The sequence below is a fragment of the Methyloversatilis sp. RAC08 genome, assembly GCF_001713355.1.
Classification (GTDB): domain Bacteria; phylum Pseudomonadota; class Gammaproteobacteria; order Burkholderiales; family Rhodocyclaceae; genus Methyloversatilis.
The window spans coordinates 3,350,836-3,368,161 of sequence record NZ_CP016448.1; the positions used below are offsets into that span (position 1 = coordinate 3,350,836).

Here is a 17,326-nt window from a genome sequence, read left to right on the forward strand (position 1 = left end):
CTTTTGCGGCGTCGCGTGTTCCTTCACAAGCCACGTGCTGCGCACTATACTGCGCGCTCGTTGGGGGGGTAGCTCAGCTGGGAGAGCGTCGCGTTCGCAATGCGAAGGTCGGGAGTTCGATCCTCCTCCTCTCCACCACATGATTGCTGGCCCCTGCCGTTCCCGTTTTCACCCGGAGCGGCGGGGGCTTTTTGTTTTGCCACGGCCGCAAGCGCCGGGTTCACGTGATCCACAAACGCCCCGGCGCTGTAAAATATCGGCTCTTTCGCTTCTGTTCACTCGCGTTCGCGGCCCGCAATCTCCGTCCAGCGCGCAACCCAGCCCCCCGGTTTTCATCACGATGACTACATTGACCCACCTGCAACGGCTGGAAGCCGAGAGCATCCACATCATGCGCGAGGTGGTGGCCGAGGCCGAAAACCCGGTCATGCTCTATTCGGTCGGCAAGGACAGCGCGGTCATGCTGCACCTCGCGGCCAAGGCCTTCTACCCGTCGGTGCCACCGTTTCCGCTGCTGCACGTGGATACCACGTGGAAATTCAAGGCGATGTACGAGTTCCGCGATGCGATGGCACGCAAGCTGGGCATGGACCTGCTCGTGCATATCAATCCCGATGCCAAATCGCGCAACATCAACCCGTTCGACCACGGCTCGGCACTGCACACCGACCTGTGGAAGACCGAAGGCCTGAAGCAGGCGCTCGACAAGTACAAGTTCGACGCTGCCTTTGGCGGCGCCCGCCGCGACGAAGAGAAGTCGCGCGCCAAGGAACGCATCTTTTCCTTCCGCACCGCGCAGCATCGCTGGGACCCGAAGAGCCAGCGGCCGGAACTGTGGAAGCTGTACAACGCGCGCAAGCACCCCGGCGAGTCGATCCGCGTGTTCCCGATCTCGAACTGGACCGAACTCGACATCTGGCAATACATCCATCTGGAGAACATTCCCATCGTGCCGCTGTATTTCGCTGCCGAGCGTCCGGTGGTTGAACGCGACGGCACGCTGATCATGGTCGACGACGACCGCATGCCGCTGCGCCCGGGCGAGGTGCCGCAGATGAAAAGCGTGCGCTTCCGCACGCTGGGCTGCTATCCGCTGACCGGCGCGGTCGAATCGACCGCCGCAACGCTGACCGACATCATCCAGGAAATGCTGCTGACGACGACCTCGGAGCGGCAGGGCCGCGTGATCGACCACGACTCGACCGGTTCGATGGAAAAGAAGAAGCAGGAAGGGTATTTCTAAATGGCACACGTTTCCGACCTGATCGCCGAAGACATCGGTGCCTACCTGAAGCAGCACGAGCACAAGAGCCTGCTGCGCTTCATCACCTGCGGCAGCGTGGACGACGGCAAGAGCACGCTGATCGGCCGCCTGCTGTACGAATCGAAAATGCTGTTCGAAGACCAGCTGGCCGCACTCGAAGCCGACTCGAAGAAGGTCGGCACGCAGGGCGGCGACCTCGACTTCGCGCTGCTGGTCGATGGCCTGTCGGCCGAACGCGAACAGGGCATCACGATCGACGTGGCCTACCGTTTCTTCTCGACCGACCGGCGCAAGTTCATCGTCGCCGACACGCCGGGCCACGAGCAATACACGCGGAACATGGTGACCGGTGCCTCGACCGCCGACCTGGCCATCATCCTGGTCGATGCCCGTCACGGCGTGCAGACGCAGACGCGCCGGCATAGCTTCCTGGTGTCGTTGATCGGCATCAGGCGCGTGGTCGTGGCGATCAACAAGATGGATCTGGTTGGCTTTTCGCAGGACGTGTATGACCGCATCGAACGCGACTACCGCGCCTTCGCGGCGCAGATCGGCCTGAACGACATCCTGTGTATTCCGATGTCGGCGCTGCGCGGCGACAACATCATCGACAAGAGCGACCGCACGCCCTGGTATGCCGGCCCGACGCTGATGGAGCATCTCGAAACGGTGCCGATCGATGACGTCCAGACGAGCGGTCCGTTCCGTCTGCCGGTGCAGTGGGTCAATCGACCCAACCTCGACTTCCGCGGCTTTTCCGGCCTGATCGCCTCCGGTACGGTGCGCCCGGGTGACCGCATCCGCGTGCAGCCCTCCGGACGCGACAGTACGGTCGAGCGCATCGTCGTGTCGGGCGGCGATCTGCCGGAAGCGGTGGCGGGTCAGTCGGTCACGCTGACGCTGACCGACGAGATCGACTGCAGTCGCGGCGACGTCATCGTCACGGCGGCGCAACCGTCCGGCGCGGGCGACAGTTTCGACGCCACGCTGGTGTGGATGAGTGACGAAGCGCTCGCCACCGGCCGCAGCTATCTGATGAAGAGCGGTACGCGCACGGTCGGCGCCACGATCAACTCGATCGAATACCGCGTCAATGTGAACACCATGGAGCGCGGCGACGCCGCGTCGCTGGCGCTGAACGAGATCGGCCGCGTCGCGCTGGTGACCGACCGCCTGATCGCTTTCGATCCCTACGAAACGGTGCGCGACACCGGCAGCTTCATCCTGATCGACCGGCTGAGCAACAACACGGTCGGCGCCGGTCTGCTGCATGGCGCGCGCAGCAAGCCGCGGGATCTCGGCTGGACGCAGCTCGACACCGGCCGCGCCGCACGGGCCGCGCTCAAGCAGCAGTCGCCGCTGCTGCTGTGGGCCGGCGAAGGCATCGACGCGATGCGGCTGGAGCAGAAGCTCATGTCGCTCGGGCGGCACACCATCCTGCTGCCAGCGGCGACGGCAGATTTCCTGCGCATCGCAGGCATCCTGCTCGATGCCGGTCTCGTGGTGGTGGTGGATGCGGATTCCGCCCAGCCCCCTAGCCTGGCTGCGGCCCTGCCTGCAGGCGAATGCGTCGAATTGCGAGTCGCTGGCGATCACGGGCCTGCGCTTCTCGACGCCGCCGGCAGCGCACTGACGCTGGCTGCAGGCGCGCAGGAAGAGCAAGTCGAACAGATCGTCGAAACCCTGCGCCGCGCCGGACGTCTGAATTGAAACTGCCCGGGCAGCCAGCGTTGCCCGGGCCTTCCTCTTCAGCGCTACGGGATACGCGATGAATGCCCGATCACCTGCCAGCCTGCCTGACGAGGCGATTCGTACCGCCTCGATCGAAAAGTATCGCCATCGGGCGGCTGGCTATGACGCAAGCTGCGGTCCGACCTGGCCTATCCGGGAGCGCGCGATAGACCTTCTTGATCTGCAGCCCGGACAGGCGGTTCTGGACGTCGGCTGCGGAACCGGCCTGAGCCTGGCGAGGCTGCGCGAGCGTGTGGGCGAAACGGGTCGTGTCTACGGTTTCGACCAGAGCCCGGACATGCTGGAACAGGCACGCGCACGCGTGGCAAGTGCCGGCTGGCAGAATGTTCAGCTGTACGAAACCCCGGCTCAAGGGCTGGTGCTGCCCGCGCCGGTCGACGCGCTGCTGTTCCATTACACGCATGATGTGCTGCGCTCCGCATCAGCCGTCGAGCGCCTTCTGGCCTGCGCCCGCCCGGGTGCGGCGGTCGCTATCGCCGGCATCAAGTACTTTCCGTTCTGGCTGGCGCCGCTGAACATCTGGGTCTATTTCAAGAACCGCGGCTACAACGGGGCACCGGGCGAGTTGCGCTCGCCGTGGGACCGCATCGCACCCCGACTCGACGGCTGGCGGCTGACGCCGACGCAGTTCGGCATGGGTTACATCGCGTCCGGACGCGTCCGGGCGTGAGCGCGCGCGCGGTCCCGCCGTGGCGTCGTGTGGCGCCGGCCGCCCTTGCGCTGCTGCTGCTGAACGGCCTGCTCGGTTTCAACAACGTGTGGCCTACGCCGGCCATCATGCCCGACCACCGGCTGGCGCCGGAATTCGTCGGCCTGTGGCTCGGGCTGCTGATCGCAGCCGCCAGAGGGGCGCCTTCGCCGCGCGTGCTCGCCGGATTCACGGTGGTGTTCATGCTGCTGGTGCTCGGGCGCTACGGCGACGTCACCGTGCCGGCGCTGTTCGGGCGGCCGGTGAATCTGTACTGGGACGGGCAGCAGATCCCGCGCTTCCTGTGGGTGTCGGCGCAGAGCCTGCCCGCCTGGATGAGCGCGGCAGCCGTCGCAGCCGTCGTGCTGCTGGCGTATGCGATCTACCGGCTGTTCGGGATGCTCATCCGGATCGCCGCGCGCGACGCCGCCCCGTACGCGCTGCGCACCCGCTGGGCGCAGGTCGTCACGGTGCTGGCCGTCCTGCTGGTCGCGGCCAACATTGCCGGTGTTCGTGCCACCTGGCCCGTGGTGTCGCGTCCCATCGTCCCGACCTACTGGCGGCAGGCGACGCTGCTGACGACCATCTTCACCGGGCAGGGTGTCGCGCAGATCCTGCCGCGCGCCGACGCGCTCGATGCTGCGCTTGCCGCGCCACCCGGCAGTGCGCTGGCCGGACTGCGCGGCAGCGATGTCTATCTGATGCCGCTCGAATCCTACGGTGCCGTGGCTTACGACAATCCCGAGGCGGCCGCGCGCCTGCGTCCGGCGCGCGAGCGGCTGGCGGCCGACCTGGCGGCTGGCGGCTTCAGTGTGGTGTCTGCCTTCATGCGCTCGCCGACGTTCGGCGGCGCGTCGGATCTCGCGCAGCTGGGCATGCTGTCGGGGCTGGATCTGACCGACCCGCTGCGTCACGATCTGCTGCTCACCACCGACCGGCCGACACTGATCACGCTGTTCCGCGCCAACGGTTACCGCACGTTCGGCTTCTACCCGGCGCTGTTCTGGGACTGGCCGGAGCGCGTGTTCTACGGGTACGACCACTTCGTTGACGGCCGCGACCTCGATTACCCCGGCCCTGAATTCGGCTACTGGAAGATTCCCGACCAGTACGCTGCGGCGCGCTTCGAGCAGCTGTTCCCGCGGCGCGTCGATTCACCCCCTCGTTTCGTGTTCTTCCCGACGATCACCTGTCATCTGCCGTTCAGCCCGGTACCGCCCTACCAGGCAGACCCGCAGAAACTGCTCGGCGACACCCCGTTCGATCCGGCCGACAGCGCACGCGCGCTGGCCGTGAAGCCGGACTGGCTGAACATGTTTCCGGATTACCTGGCGATTGTCGAATACACCTATCGCTGGCTCGGTGACTATCTGCGCCAGCCGCAGCAGCGCGACACGATCTACATTCTGGTCGGCGATCACCAGCCGGCGGCCAATGTGAGTGGCGAAGGTGCTTCGTGGGACGTGCCGGTGCACATCGTGTCGCGCGATCCGGAACTGCTGGCGCGCTTCACCGCGCAGGGTTTTCATGCCGGTCTGGAACCGCCGCGCGAGGCGCGCGGCGGTTTGCATGATCTGACCACGATGATGCTGCGCGCGTTTGCGCAGCCCTGATCAGAACATCACGGTCGTCCGGACCCAGCCGTCCGGCAGCAGATTCAGTACCGCAGCTTCGAGCTGCTTGTCCCAGCCCATCAGCACCGCCAGACCCGCCAGCAGGATGAGCAGACCGAAACCCTTCTTGATGCGGTCGATATGTGCCAGAACCCAGTTGCGCGACCGCATGAAACCGGCGCGCGACGCGTAGGCGAAGCCTACAAGAGGTGTCGCGGCACCGAGGCCGAACAATCCCAGTATCAGCGCGCCGCGTGCGGCACCGCCCTCACTGGCAACCAGCGTCAGCGCCGAGGCAAGCAGCGGTCCGGAACAGGGGCTCCACACCATGCCGAGTACCGCGCCGAGTAGAAAGCTTCCGCGCAGCGAGCCGGCATCGACACGATTGCTCGCCTGCTGCGCGGTGGCGGCAATCGGGCTCATCAGCAGACTGAAGCGGTCACTCAGCGCCGGTACCAGCATGACGATGCCGAAGGCGATCAGCAGCCAGGCGCCGGCAGCGCGTATCAGATCGCCGTCCAGACCCAGCGCATCGCCGAGCACGCCGACCAGCACACCGAGCAACGCGAACGACGCGACCATGCCAAGACCCATCGCCACCGGTGCCAGACGGTTCGCCTGCACGGCACCGCCCACCACCAGCGGCAGGATGGGGAACACACAGGGCGACAAGGTCGTAAGGCTGCCGGCGGCAAGCGCCAGTCCGAGCTCTGCAGCCGAACTCACAGACCTGCCTGCAGCGCGGTGCGGATCTTCTCGATGTCCGTGTCACCGGCGAGGCGGGCTTTTTCCTGTTCCCCCTTGAAGACGATCAGCACGGACTGGCTGCGCACCTTGTACTGCTTCTTCAGTTCCTTCTCTTCGTCGTAATTGGCGATGAGCACGGTCATGTCCAGACCCTTTTCGGCTTTCAGCGCATTGAGGGCCTTTTCCTGCGTCTTGCAGGTCGAGCACCACTCCGCGTGGAAGTGCACGGCCACCGGCTTGCCGGCCTGCTGTGCGGCGCCGAGCGCAGCCGCCGTGTAGGGCTGGATATCCAGCGCGTGGGCCAGGCTGGTCAACAGCGAAAAGGCGGTCAATGCAGTGAGGCGGATGAGGCGGTTCGTCAGTTTCATGAGGGTCTCCATCGGTTGGGTCGAACATCGGACACAGACCGCCGCACCTGTGCGTTGCTTACACGGCACGCGCAATCTTTGTTGGGTCAGCGCAGGCGGTCAGGCCACCTCGCGTACGGCCGTGCTGCCGTCACGCAACAGACCGGCGTCGTCGGCGTAGGGCACCGGCCAGCCCAGCATGCGGCTGGCTGCTTCGGCCCGCGCCCTGAGCTGCGTGGCATCCTGAGCACCGAGATGCACGATGCCGTAGCGGTGACTGCCGGTCCATTTCAGATCGCGTCGCAGGCTGTATCCGCGGCGCCCGAACGCGAACAGCAGTCCATCGGGAAACCGTCGTTGCCAGGCGCCTTGCAGGGTCCGGTCCGGCATGGCCGGCAGGCCGGTCGCGTCGAAGGCGCGATAGACCAGGCTGGAGGCCATCCGGGCGGTCGGCTCTTCGCGCTGCAGGCGCCGCGGGTCTTCGCCGAGTGCCAGCGCCAGTGACCAGGCGTGCGCGTCGACGCCCTGCACGCGCCGGTAAAGGTCCGAAAACTGCGAGGCCAGACGCGGATTGCATTCGATGACGCTCAGGCGATCGGTGACCGCATCGTAGAAGAATTCCAGATTGAAGAAGCCGAGCGAATAGCCGATTGCGCCGAGAAAGCGCCGCGCGATGTCGAGCGCGCGCGTCTGAACGGACGCCGGCAGGCGGCTTGGCACGTCCCAGCGCATGAAGGCCTGGGTGCCGGGATACACGATCGCATCGACCACACCCAGCGCATGCACCTGGCCGTCGAATACCCAGCCGTCGAGGTTGAACTGCGGTGTGGCCGGATCGACCGGTGCTTCGAGCAGCAGACGGTGCGCGCTGCCGGCCTGCGGCAAGCGCGCGCGGCACACGCGATCGAACGGCTCGACCAGATGCCGGATCACCCACAGTTCCCGCCAGTCGAAGCGGATGTGCGCCTGCAGGGCTGCCCGGCTGCCGACCTCGCGCGCCAGCACGGAAAAGGCCGCCTTGACCGGTTTCACATAGACGGGGTAGTCGAACCCTGCGGGCAGCCGCTCCGGCACCGGTTCTCCGTAATCGAGTTCAAGCTCGGCAAATGCCAGGCAGGCCTCGGGCGCCACGCTTGCCAGCACCCGTCGGGCGTGCAGCTTGTGCTGCGCGGCCAGAATCGCCTCCGGCGGCGCACCGGGCAGGCCGAGTCGCTCGGCCACCAGGGCGGCCGCGAGCGCACCGAACGCTTCGTGATGCGACAGCACGGCCGACCAGGCGCGGCGTCTTGCGCTGGCAGCCGTAAGCGCGGCGAAGCGCTCGAGATCGAAACCGATCAGCCGCAGATTGTCCGGAAAGGAAAACAGATCGAAGCCTGCGCGGTCGAAGCGGTGGCGCGAGGCATGGCGGTCGAAACCGATGCGATCCCAGTCATGGGCGAACAGCAGACCGACACGGCGGGGAGCGGGCATGAATCATCCAGTGGCGCCAGCGCGGGCAACCCGGCCGCCGGGCGGTTGCGCAGGCAATGATGAGGGCGCAGCGTACGATATGCTGCGCTCGTCGGACAAACGTTTCCTCGGCGATAGGACCATGACGCGCAAGCCACGTTTCATCCAGTTGCACCCGATCGACGATACCCTGCGGCTGGATGACCTGCTGGCCGGACTGATGCAGCCCGTGGCATCGGTCTCGCCGAAGTACTTCTACGACGACCAGGGCTCGCGGCTGTTCGACGCGATCACCGCGCTCGACGAGTACTACCCGACACGCACGGAGGCGACGATATTCGGATCGCACGCACCTGACATGGCGCGACGTTTCCGGGCACATGCCGGCAGCGGTTTCGACCTGATCGATCTGGGCGCCGGCAATTGTGCCAAGGCTGCAGCACTGTTCGAGGCCTTCGGGCCGCGTCGTTACATCGCGGTCGACATTTCCGCCGATTTTCTCAGGCAGTCGATCGACTGTCTGCAGCGTGCGCATCCAGCGATGGACATGCTGGGCATCGGATGCGATTTTTCCGCCCGCCTGGAACTGCCGCACACCCTGTACGACGGACCTGTGCTGGTGTTCTATCCGGGTTCGAGCATCGGCAACTTTGCGCCGCCGGATGCCTGTCGCCTGCTTGCCGAAGCGCGTGCGGCGGCACGCGGCGGCGGTTTGCTGATCGGAGTCGATCTGGTCAAGGACACCGCTGTGCTCGAAGCGGCGTATGACGACGCGCTGGGCGTGACGGCGGCTTTCAACCTGAACGTGCTGCGTCACCTGAATCGCGTCGCGGGCACCGACTTCGACGTGTCCGACTGGCGGCACGTCGCGCATTTCGATGGTGCATCGTCACGCATCGAAATGCATCTGGAGGCGCGTCGTCCGGTGACCGTACGCTGGTCGGGCGGCGAGCGGCGTTTTTCGGAAGGCGAACGCATCCACACCGAAAATTCCTATAAATGGACGCCGACTGCGTTCGAAGCGCTTCTGCGCGAAGCCGGTTTCGGCGAGGTGTCGTGCTGGATGGATGCACAGGGCTGGTTCGGCGTCTTTCTGGCGCTGCCGGCGTGAGCCATGCACTCAGCCTGCCGCGCACGTCCTGAAGCCGGCCGGTACATCGTCGCGCTCCGGGCGGAAGAAATTCCGGTAGCGAGGGTGATGCATGCGCGGCTGCGTCATGAACGACGCGCCGCGCAGCACGCGCCGGTCGCCGAACCAGGGCGCGGAATAGTCCCGATAGGGATGCGGCGTGAAGCCGGGGTAGGGCAGGAAGGTGCTGGCTGTCCATTCCCACACCTGCCCCCACTCGAACGCTTCGGGCCATGCGACAGCGGCATGCTCCCACTCCGCTTCGGTGGGCAGCCGCCGCCCGGCCCATCTGCACCACGCTTCGGCTTCGTGCGCACTGAGATGACAGGCCGCGTGGTCGGGATCGAGTTCGAACCAGACGCCGTAGCGCTGCTGCGACCAGCCATCGGCATGACGGCGGAGATAGCGCGGATGGTGGCGCGCCTGAGCCACTTTCCAGCGCCAGCCGGCAGCGCTCCACCAGAGCTCGTCTTCATGCGCGCCGCTGTCGACAAAAGGCAGATAGTCACGCCAGGTGACGACCTGCCGGTCGATGTCGCAGCCGGGCAGGTCGATCGGGTGGGCCGCACATTCGTTGTCGAACGCAAAACCCGAGCCGGAATGCCCGAGCGTGCAGGATCCGGCCGGGCAGTGCAGCGTGTCGCGCGTCGGCCAGCGTGCGATGGATGTAGGTCGCCAGCGCGCATCGTCGATCTGGATGCCGAGCTGCTGTGCCATGTACAGCGCAGCTTCGTGATGCATGTCTTCGTGCAGCAGCGCGAGGCGAAAGAAGTACAGGTCATCGTCGTGCTCCGGCGACCGTTCGAGCTGTGCGATCACGGCCTCGAGCTGCGTCCGCATTTCATCGAGCAGGACGGCTGCGTCGGGCAGCGCAAGGTCTTGCCGCAGCGCATGCGCCACACGGCTCGAGTCGAACAGGGCATCGGCATCGGCGCGTGCGGCCGGCAACCTTGCAGCGTCCGGATCGGCGTGTCGGCCGAGCGCGCGCTGCGGGTTGCGCACCGTCCACCAGGTCTGGAACCATCCGATATGCCCCAGTTCCCACAGCGGCGGGTTCAAGGTTTCGTGATACGGGATGCGCAGCGCCGGAAAGGCTCGCCGGTAATCGGCAAAGCGCGCCAGCGTGTCGGCGCGGCTGTCCCGCAGGGCCTGGATCAGCAAGGCCCTGCCGCCGCTGCGGGCATCGGCCGATGACTGCAAGACATTCATGACAGCACGCTCCCTATCCCGTCCCAAGGTGGTCATCGTCACGCCGGCGCTGGCCGACGCCAACAACGGCAACTGGCGTACCGCGCAGCGCTGGGCCTCGATGCTGCGCGGCCGCTGCGATGTGCGCCTGGCGGCAGCGTGGCACCGCGGCGACGAAAGCGTGATGATCGCGCTGCACGCCCGTCGATCCGCCGCGTCAGTCGACGCCTGGCGCGCGCGATATCCGGCGCGGCCGCTGATCGTCGTGCTGACCGGCACCGATCTTTATCGCGACATCGCGACCGATGCCGCGGCCCGTCACTCGCTCGACATCGCGGACCTGCTGGTCACGCTGAACACCCTCGGCCCGCGTTCGCTTCCGCAGGCGCTGCAGCCGCGCTGCCGTGTCGTGCTGCAGTCCTGTCCGTCGCGCGTGCGGCTGGCAGCACCCGCGCGATATCTGCGCGCGCTGATGATAGGTCACCTGAGAGACGAAAAGGCACCCGATGTCCTGTTCGATGCAGTACGCGAACTGGCAGCGCGGCGGGATATCCGCATCGATCACATCGGCCGCGCACTGGACGCGGAACTGGGCGAAGCGGCCCGCAGTCTGACGGCGCATTGTCCGGGTTATCGCTGGTTGGGCGGGCTGTCGCACGACGCCACACGTCGTCACCTGCAGCGGGCCAGTGTCCTGGTGCACCCGAGCCGCATGGAAGGCGGTGCGCATACGGTGATCGAGGCAGTCCGCACCGGCGTGCCCGTGCTGGCGTCGCATATCGACGGCAATGTCGGCCTGCTGGGCGAGGATTACGACGGTTACTGTGCGCCGGGCGACGCACACGCGCTGGCCGGGCTGATCGAGCGCGCGCGCGACGACGCAGACTGGCTCGCGCATCTGGCGCGTCAGTGCGATGCGAAGGCAGGCCTTTTTTCGGCCGAACACGAACAGTCATCGCTGCATGCGCTGATCGACGAATGTCTGGCATCCTTCGGCGCATGCCCGACGGTGCCGCCGTCTACCTGAATCGCCTCACCCTGGACTCGATCATGAGCAGCGCACCACAATCCGCCTCCGAACCCCGCCTCACTTCGCTGTCGCACGGCGGTGGGTGCGGCTGCAAGATCGCGCCGGGCGTGCTGTCCGACATCCTGAAGGGCATGCCGGCCATGCCGATGCCACCCGAACTGATGGTGGGCATCGAAACGGCGGATGACGCGGCCGTCTATCGTTTGAACGATGAGCAGGCGCTGGTCGCCACCACCGATTTCTTCATGCCCATCGTCGACGACCCGTATGACTTCGGGCGCATCGCGGCGACCAACGCACTGAGTGACGTCTATGCCATGGGCGGGCGGCCCATCATGGCGCTGGCGCTGGTCGGCATGCCGATCAACGTATTGTCGGTCGCGACCATCGGCCGCATCCTGGAAGGCGGCGCCAGCGTGTGCCGCGATGCCGGAATTCCGGTGGCAGGCGGCCATACGATCGATTCGGTCGAAGCGATCTATGGTCTGGTCGCCATGGGCCTGGTGCACCCGGCACAGGTGCGCCGCAACGCCGATGCGCGGCCGGGCGATCTGCTGGTGCTCGGCAAGCCGCTCGGCGTAGGCATTCTTTCAGCGGCGCTCAAGAAGGGCGTACTCGATGACGCCGGCTACGCTCGCATGATCGCCACGACGACGAAACTGAATACGCCCGGGCCTGATCTTGCTGCGCTGCCGGGCGTGCATGCGATGACCGACGTGACCGGCTTCGGACTCGCCGGCCATGCGCTTGAACTGGCGCGCGGTGCCGGCTGCGAAGTGCGCATCGACTGGGCGCAGGTGCCCCTGCTCGAAGGCGTACGGGCGCTTGCAGTCGCGGGCTGCGTAACCGGTGCCTCGGGTCGCAACTGGGGCGGCTACGGCGGTGAAGTGCTGCTGCCGGATGGCTTCGCCGCCGAAGATCGCGCCCTGCTGACCGATCCGCAGACCAGCGGCGGTCTGCTCGTGTCGTGTGCGGCGGACAGCCTGGCTGCCGTTCTCGCCGTGTTCGAGCGTCATGGCTTTTCCGCTCCGGCGGTCATCGGAGAGGTGGGCAGCGCGTGCGCTGCACCGCGACTGAGCGTGCTTCAGCGCTGATCGGCCGGCGCGCCGTCAGGCGCGCGCACATGCTATTTTCCGAGCGGCATGCTGTTGCATATGCAGGCACGCGCGTCTTGGCCCGGATGGTGAAACTGGTAGACACAAGGGACTTAAAATCCCTCGACGCAAGTCATGCGGGTTCGATTCCCGCTCCGGGCACCACAGATTACGCGTGACTGTTCGCGTCACCTTCTGATCCCCGACCGCTTCATCTCACGCAACGGCAGCCCGATGCGGCGATAATCGTGTTCCTTCCAGTGTCCCGCGCCCTGCCGGCGCCATCGGCCCGCATGTCCGTCCCGTCGCCTGCGTCACCCCGTTTGCTGCTCGCGCCGATGGAAGGCCTGCTCGATGCACGCCTGCGTGCCGTCGTCACGCAGGCGACTCACTATGACTGGTGCGTGACCGAATTCGTCCGCGTCACCAACATGCTGCTGCCGGCACGCGTCTATACGCGGGTCGCGCCCGAACTGCACACGCAGTCGAAGACGGCGGGTGGCGTGCCGCTGCGCGTCCAGTTGCTCGGTTCGGACCCTGCCTGTCTCGCCGACAACGCCGATCTGCTGGCGCAGCTTCATCCGGCGGGCATCGATCTGAATTTCGGCTGCCCCGCGCCGACGGTGAACCGTCATCGCGGCGGCGCGGTGCTGCTCGACGAGCCGGAACTGCTGTACGACATCGTGCAGACGGTGAGCCGCGCGCTGGCCGGCCGCGTACCCTTCACCGCCAAGATGCGGCTCGGCGTGAAGGACACCGCGCGCGCCATCGAGGCGGCGCAGGCACTGGCTGACGGCGGCGCGCAGATGATCGTCGTGCATGCCCGCACCAAGGCAGATGGCTACCGCCCGCCTGCACACTGGCCGTGGATCGCGCGCATTGCCGAATCGGTGAAGGTGCCGGTGATCGCCAATGGCGAAATCTGGACGGTGGCGGATTACCTGCGTTGCCGGGCGGAAAGCGGTCTGGGTGACGTGATGCTCGGCCGCGGCGCGGTGGCCGATCCGCTGCTGGCCGAACGCATCCGACGGCACCTTCGGGGTGAGGCGGCGACCGCCCCGGCCCAGGACTGGCTGCATCTCGCGCCACTGCTCGCGGAATACTGGCGGCGCGTGCTCGGCCACGTGGAAGCGCGGCACGCGGCGGGTCGGCTCAAGCAGTGGCTGAACCTGCTGCGGCGCACCTACCCGCAGGCTGAGGGGCTCTACCAGCAACTGCGGCCGGTGCGCGCCAACGATGACATCGAGCGCATCCTGCTGGCCGCCGTGGCGCCGGTGCAGGCGCTCGCGGCGTGAGCTTCATCCGGCGCTGCGGCGTTGTCTATTCAGTCTTCCCGAGACTGTCGACCATATTCATCAGCGTTCGGATCTGCGGGGCATCGCGCGTGGCGTAGCCGTGCAGATCGGTCGGCGTGGTGTAGCCCCACCAGTCCCAGCAGCCCATCGGATTGCCGACGCTGTCCCAATTGCCGCGTTCCAGCGGCTTGATCGCGCCGACGCGCGGAAACAGCATCACGAGCCGGAGCGGCCCGGCCCACCGCGTGTAGCCCCCGCCTTCGCTGAATGCCTGGAACGCTTCATCCGTCATGCCTTGCTGGCAGCCATGCAGGGCAACGTGGACACCACACTTTTCGTCCCGGCAACGCTCTGGCACGAATACGTGCGCCGATTCGGCCAGACCCAGCATGCGCATCGCAGCTTCGGGATCGGCCATACCGGGTGTGACCGGCACGTAGTCCGCCTGGCGCAGCGCGTACCACTGGCCGGCGCCGTCATCCGCCCTGGCGCGCGGCTTCTTGTACAGGCTGCGCAGCATGAAGCCGGCGGCATCGAAATCGCAGCCACTGACAAAATCCTCGTCGCTGGTGTCGCACGCGCCCTGGGACGGATCGTTGGTCGGCAAGGTATGTGGCGTCGCGCGCGGCTCTCCGCGCACGATCAGGCCGTTGAAATGCAGGAAGAAGGTATGCTGAGCCGCCGACGCCTTGGCGCCGACCACGCGGTCTTCGCTGCCGCGGTACTCCCAGATGCGCTGGCCGGCCATGTGGGCGACCGGGTCGATGCGGTCGCGCTGCGCCAGCTTCTTCGTGTCGGCGATCAGGTCCATTACTTCGATGTCGCGCTCGCCCGAACTGAACAACGACAGCCCGAACATCGGTCCGAAAAGTTCGCGCAGCCAGGTGCGACCCAGCGTCAGACAGTCATTGGTCGCCTTGGTGACGAAACCCTGGGCGCACAGATAGGGCGGCCCGGACACGATACCGATGCCGCGCACCCGCGACGAATGCGCAACGCCCACCTGCACCGCCATGGCGGCACCGGACGACAGGCCGGACACCGTGAAAGTCCGCGGGTCGAGGTTCAGCGCCGGCGGTGAGTCAAGCGCCGGTGCGAGCGGTGAGAGAAGAAGTGCGACGAGTGCTCCGAGCACCCGGATCTGGACAGCAGTGACAGGCATGAAAACGCTCCGGCTTCGTTCAGGTCACAGTATGCGCACGCGGATGCTGCAGTGCAAAATCGGGCTGTGGCGGATGAGCGACGGTCAGCGGATGCGGGTTGGCTGTCGCGCCGGTTCATCTTGGAGTATGCAACGATTTTTTCAAGCTGCCAAAACTTCTGAAATATGGAAGTTATGCGTAGTCGAGTTCGTATTGTTCGATGTTTGATGCCGCACTAGTATCGGACACTGACATGTGTTGCGCCTTTGTGCGGCACGCCGATTCACCGAGGGCAGTTCGCTTTGCCCGCCCAAGAAAAAGGAGATTCACGTCATGAAACGCGTCCTGCTGTTCCTTGCCACCAATATGGCCATCGTGCTGGTGCTGTCCATCACCATGCGCTTGCTGGGCGTCGAGCCCTACCTGAACGAGAACGGCCTCAATCTGGGCTCGTTGCTCATCTTCGCCGCCGTGATGGGTTTCGGCGGCTCGCTCATTTCGCTGGCGATTTCCAAATGGACCGCAAAGCGCGCGATGGGCGTGCGAGTCATCGAAACGCCGGCCAACTCGACCGAGTTCTGGCTTTACGAAACCGTGCGAAAGTATTCTGCCGAGGCCGGCATCAAGATGCCCGAAGTCGGTATTTACGATGCGCCGGACGTGAATGCGTTTGCCACGGGAATGAGCAAGAACAGTTCGCTCATCGCGGTGTCGAGCGGCCTGCTGCAGCAGATGACCCGTGCCGAAGCCGAAGCGGTCATCGGCCACGAGGTGGCGCACGCCGCCAATGGCGACATGGTGACGCTGGCGCTGATCCAGGGTGTCGTGAACACCTTCGTGATGTTCCTTTCGCGCATCATCGGCCACACGGTCGACCGGGTCATATTCAAGAATGAAGACGGTCATGGCCCGGCCTTCTTTGTCACGATGATCGTGGCCGAACTGATCCTCGGCGTGCTCGCGTCCATCATCGTCATGTGGTTCTCGCGCCAGCGAGAGTTCCGTGCCGATACCGGTGGCGCACGACTGGCCAGCCGCAGCAACATGATCGCCGCGCTGGAGCGCCTGAACTCGCTGCATCCGCAGCCGCTGCCCGACAAGATGGCAGCGTTCGGCATCGCGGGCGGCGGCAATGGCGGCCTCAAGCGCCTGTTCATGACGCACCCGCCGCTGGAAGAACGCATCGCTGCCCTGAAGGCCGCGCAATGACTGCGTCAGCGATGCAGTCGAGCAACCGAACCGGAGTGACGACATGAAGCCCGAAGAACAGAGCGCCCTGCTGGCCATCGTGCTGCATGCGGCGCTCACCGACGGTAGCAAGCATGACCGCGAGCGCGACGAAATCCGCCGCATCGCCGAATCCATTTCGGACGATGCGGGCGGTGCCGACCTGGGGCGCGTCTATCAGGATGTGCTGCTCAGGCGCGTGTCGCTCGATGCGCGCATCGCCGCGCTGACCGACGCGGGCCAGCGCCAGCTCGCTTACGAAATGGCGGTGTGCGTCTGCGATGCAGACGGCCGGCAGAGCGAAGCGGAACTGCGTTTTCTGGGTGACCTGAAGACACGTCTGCAGATCGACGTTCAGCAGGCGGCCACTTTCGATGCCGAAGCGGATGCCATCGTGGCATCGAGCGAGGTGGCCGTGCCGGTGTCCGCCGGTGAGTCATCGCGCCCGGTGGCAGCGGTACCTGCTGCCGCGGCGGCCACCGTGTTTCAGTCGTCCGTGCCGGAGGCCGAACTCGACAAGTCCATTCTCAACTACGCGCTTGTCAACGGTGCGCTTGAACTGCTGCCGCAGTCCTGGGCGTCCATGGCCATCATTCCGCTGCAGGTCAAGATGGTCTATGGCATCGGCAAAGCCCACGGCGTTGCGCTCGATCAGGGCCACATCAAGGAATTTATCGCCGCGGCGGGCGTCGGGCTTACGTCGCAATATCTCGAACAGTTCGGTCGCAAGCTGCTCGGCGGCCTGCTCGGCAAGGCGGCCGGCAAGACCTTCGGCAAGCTGGGCGGCGCGGCGACCGGCATGGCGTTCTCGTTCGCCACCACCTATGCGCTCGGCCAACTGGCGAAGCGCTACTACGCCGGCGGTCGCGTGATGAATGCCGCGATGCTGCGTGACACCTTCCAGAACCTGCTCGCGCCAGCAAAGCAGATGCAGGCGCAGTACGTGCCACAGATCCGGCAGCAGGCTGAAACACTGGACATGGGGCGCGTGATGGCGATGGTTCGCGGGAGCTGAAAGGTGCGCATGAATGATTTCGGTTTTCCGTTACCCCGAAACTGCCTGCGCTGACTCGCATCTGGCACCCTTGGGAAGTATCCAAGGGGCATGCGATCGAGGGGGACGCTCAGGCCGGTCGAAACCGGCGATGCACACGCTGCCGGCCAGATATGAGTAACAGTCCGCCATGCATGAGCGCCTTGCTCGCAGGTTCGGGTACGGGTGCGGCGACAGCCTGCCGGAAATCGTAGCCGCGGCCTTGGCCGATCAGCGAGTAGTCCGGGACGAGGTGGCCGGCGGCTGCCGTCACCTATGTCCAGGAGACCGCTACAGGCCAGCGTGTGGCCCCTGTCGACAGACGGGC

15 protein-coding genes and 2 tRNA genes are annotated in these 17,326 nt (G+C 65.9%); 12 read left to right on the forward strand and 5 right to left on the reverse strand.

From position 1 onward, the window contains the following. The first annotated feature begins 62 nt into the window (after window positions 1-62). The 5 genes from BSY238_RS15155 (at window position 63) to BSY238_RS15175 (ending at window position 5,317) form a co-directional block, all read left to right on the forward strand. A tRNA-Ala gene (locus tag BSY238_RS15155) sits at window positions 63-138 on the forward strand. 202 nt (window positions 139-340) lie between these two features. After that, a complete protein-coding gene (gene cysD / locus BSY238_RS15160) occupies window positions 341-1,243 on the forward strand; it encodes a sulfate adenylyltransferase subunit CysD (protein ID WP_069039882.1) in 903 nt (300 codons plus the stop codon). Next, complete coding sequence (cysN, locus tag BSY238_RS15165; RefSeq protein ID WP_069039883.1) at window positions 1,244-2,974, forward strand: sulfate adenylyltransferase subunit CysN; 1,731 nt, start codon at window positions 1,244-1,246, stop codon at window positions 2,972-2,974. Between the two features lie 58 nt (window positions 2,975-3,032). After that, a complete protein-coding gene (locus BSY238_RS15170) occupies window positions 3,033-3,686 on the forward strand; it encodes a class I SAM-dependent methyltransferase (protein ID WP_069039884.1) in 654 nt (217 codons plus the stop codon). After that, the gene (locus BSY238_RS15175; protein WP_069039885.1) at window positions 3,683-5,317 is read left to right on the forward strand and encodes a sulfatase-like hydrolase/transferase; all 1,635 of its coding nucleotides are present in this window, start codon (window positions 3,683-3,685) and stop codon (window positions 5,315-5,317) included. Before BSY238_RS15170 ends, BSY238_RS15175 begins: the two co-directional genes overlap by 4 nt. Here the strand turns inward: BSY238_RS15175 and BSY238_RS15180 are convergent, their stop codons facing one another. The 3 genes from BSY238_RS15180 to BSY238_RS15190 all read right to left on the reverse strand — a co-directional run bounded on the left by BSY238_RS15180 (window position 5,318) and on the right by BSY238_RS15190 (window position 7,881). Continuing rightward, window positions 5,318-6,043: a cytochrome c biogenesis CcdA family protein gene (locus BSY238_RS15180; RefSeq protein WP_069039886.1), complete on the reverse strand. Its 726-nt coding sequence runs from the start codon at window positions 6,041-6,043 to the stop codon at window positions 5,318-5,320. Continuing rightward, a complete protein-coding gene (locus BSY238_RS15185; protein ID WP_069040728.1) occupies window positions 6,040-6,432 on the reverse strand; it encodes a thioredoxin family protein in 393 nt (130 codons plus the stop codon). The genes BSY238_RS15180 and BSY238_RS15185 overlap by 4 nt, the downstream gene beginning before the upstream one ends. Before the next feature lie 99 nt (window positions 6,433-6,531). After that, window positions 6,532-7,881 carry an ATP-grasp domain-containing protein gene (locus BSY238_RS15190; protein ID WP_069039887.1) on the reverse strand — a complete coding sequence of 450 codons (1,350 nt, stop codon included), beginning with the start codon at window positions 7,879-7,881 and terminating at the stop codon, window positions 6,532-6,534. Between the two features lie 121 nt (window positions 7,882-8,002). Between BSY238_RS15190 and egtD the strand changes: the two genes are divergently transcribed. Further along, window positions 8,003-8,971 carry an L-histidine N(alpha)-methyltransferase gene (egtD, locus tag BSY238_RS15195; protein WP_069039888.1) on the forward strand — a complete coding sequence of 323 codons (969 nt, stop codon included), beginning with the start codon at window positions 8,003-8,005 and terminating at the stop codon, window positions 8,969-8,971. Between the two features lie 9 nt (window positions 8,972-8,980). Here the strand turns inward: egtD and senA are convergent, their stop codons facing one another. Beyond that, window positions 8,981-10,198, reverse strand: coding sequence for a selenoneine synthase SenA (senA, locus tag BSY238_RS15200; RefSeq protein ID WP_069039889.1), 1,218 nt, complete (start codon window positions 10,196-10,198; stop codon window positions 8,981-8,983). Between senA and senB the strand changes: the two genes are divergently transcribed. The 4 genes from senB to BSY238_RS15220 all read left to right on the forward strand — a co-directional run bounded on the left by senB (window position 10,197) and on the right by BSY238_RS15220 (window position 13,596). Beyond that, entirely contained in the window at window positions 10,197-11,204 is a 1,008-nt protein-coding gene (gene senB, locus BSY238_RS15205) for a selenoneine biosynthesis selenosugar synthase SenB (RefSeq protein WP_069039890.1), read from the forward strand. The two genes, senA and senB, sit on opposite strands and share 2 nt — an antisense overlap. Window positions 11,205-11,227: 23 nt before the next feature. Beyond that, entirely contained in the window at window positions 11,228-12,301 is a 1,074-nt protein-coding gene (selD, locus tag BSY238_RS15210; RefSeq protein ID WP_190295030.1) for a selenide, water dikinase SelD, read from the forward strand. A gap of 80 nt (window positions 12,302-12,381) precedes the next feature. After that, window positions 12,382-12,466: transfer RNA gene (locus BSY238_RS15215), tRNA-Leu, on the forward strand. Window positions 12,467-12,639: 173 nt separating this feature from the next. Then, the gene (locus BSY238_RS15220) at window positions 12,640-13,596 is read left to right on the forward strand and encodes a tRNA dihydrouridine synthase (protein WP_069039891.1); all 957 of its coding nucleotides are present in this window, start codon (window positions 12,640-12,642) and stop codon (window positions 13,594-13,596) included. Between the two features lie 25 nt (window positions 13,597-13,621). Here BSY238_RS15220 and BSY238_RS15225 read toward each other — a convergent pair whose 3' ends face one another. Next, window positions 13,622-14,758, reverse strand: a complete 1,137-nt coding sequence (locus tag BSY238_RS15225) for a hypothetical protein (protein ID WP_069039892.1) — start codon at window positions 14,756-14,758, stop codon at window positions 13,622-13,624. A 313-nt stretch (window positions 14,759-15,071) separates the two neighbouring features. Here BSY238_RS15225 and htpX point away from each other — a divergent pair, with 313 nt between their 5' ends. Then, window positions 15,072-15,947, forward strand: a complete 876-nt coding sequence (gene htpX, locus BSY238_RS15230) for a protease HtpX (RefSeq protein ID WP_069039893.1) — start codon at window positions 15,072-15,074, stop codon at window positions 15,945-15,947. Window positions 15,948-15,990: 43 nt separating this feature from the next. Further along, complete coding sequence (locus tag BSY238_RS15235; protein ID WP_069039894.1) at window positions 15,991-16,980, forward strand: YcjF family protein; 990 nt, start codon at window positions 15,991-15,993, stop codon at window positions 16,978-16,980. The last annotated feature ends 346 nt before the right edge of the window (window positions 16,981-17,326 follow it).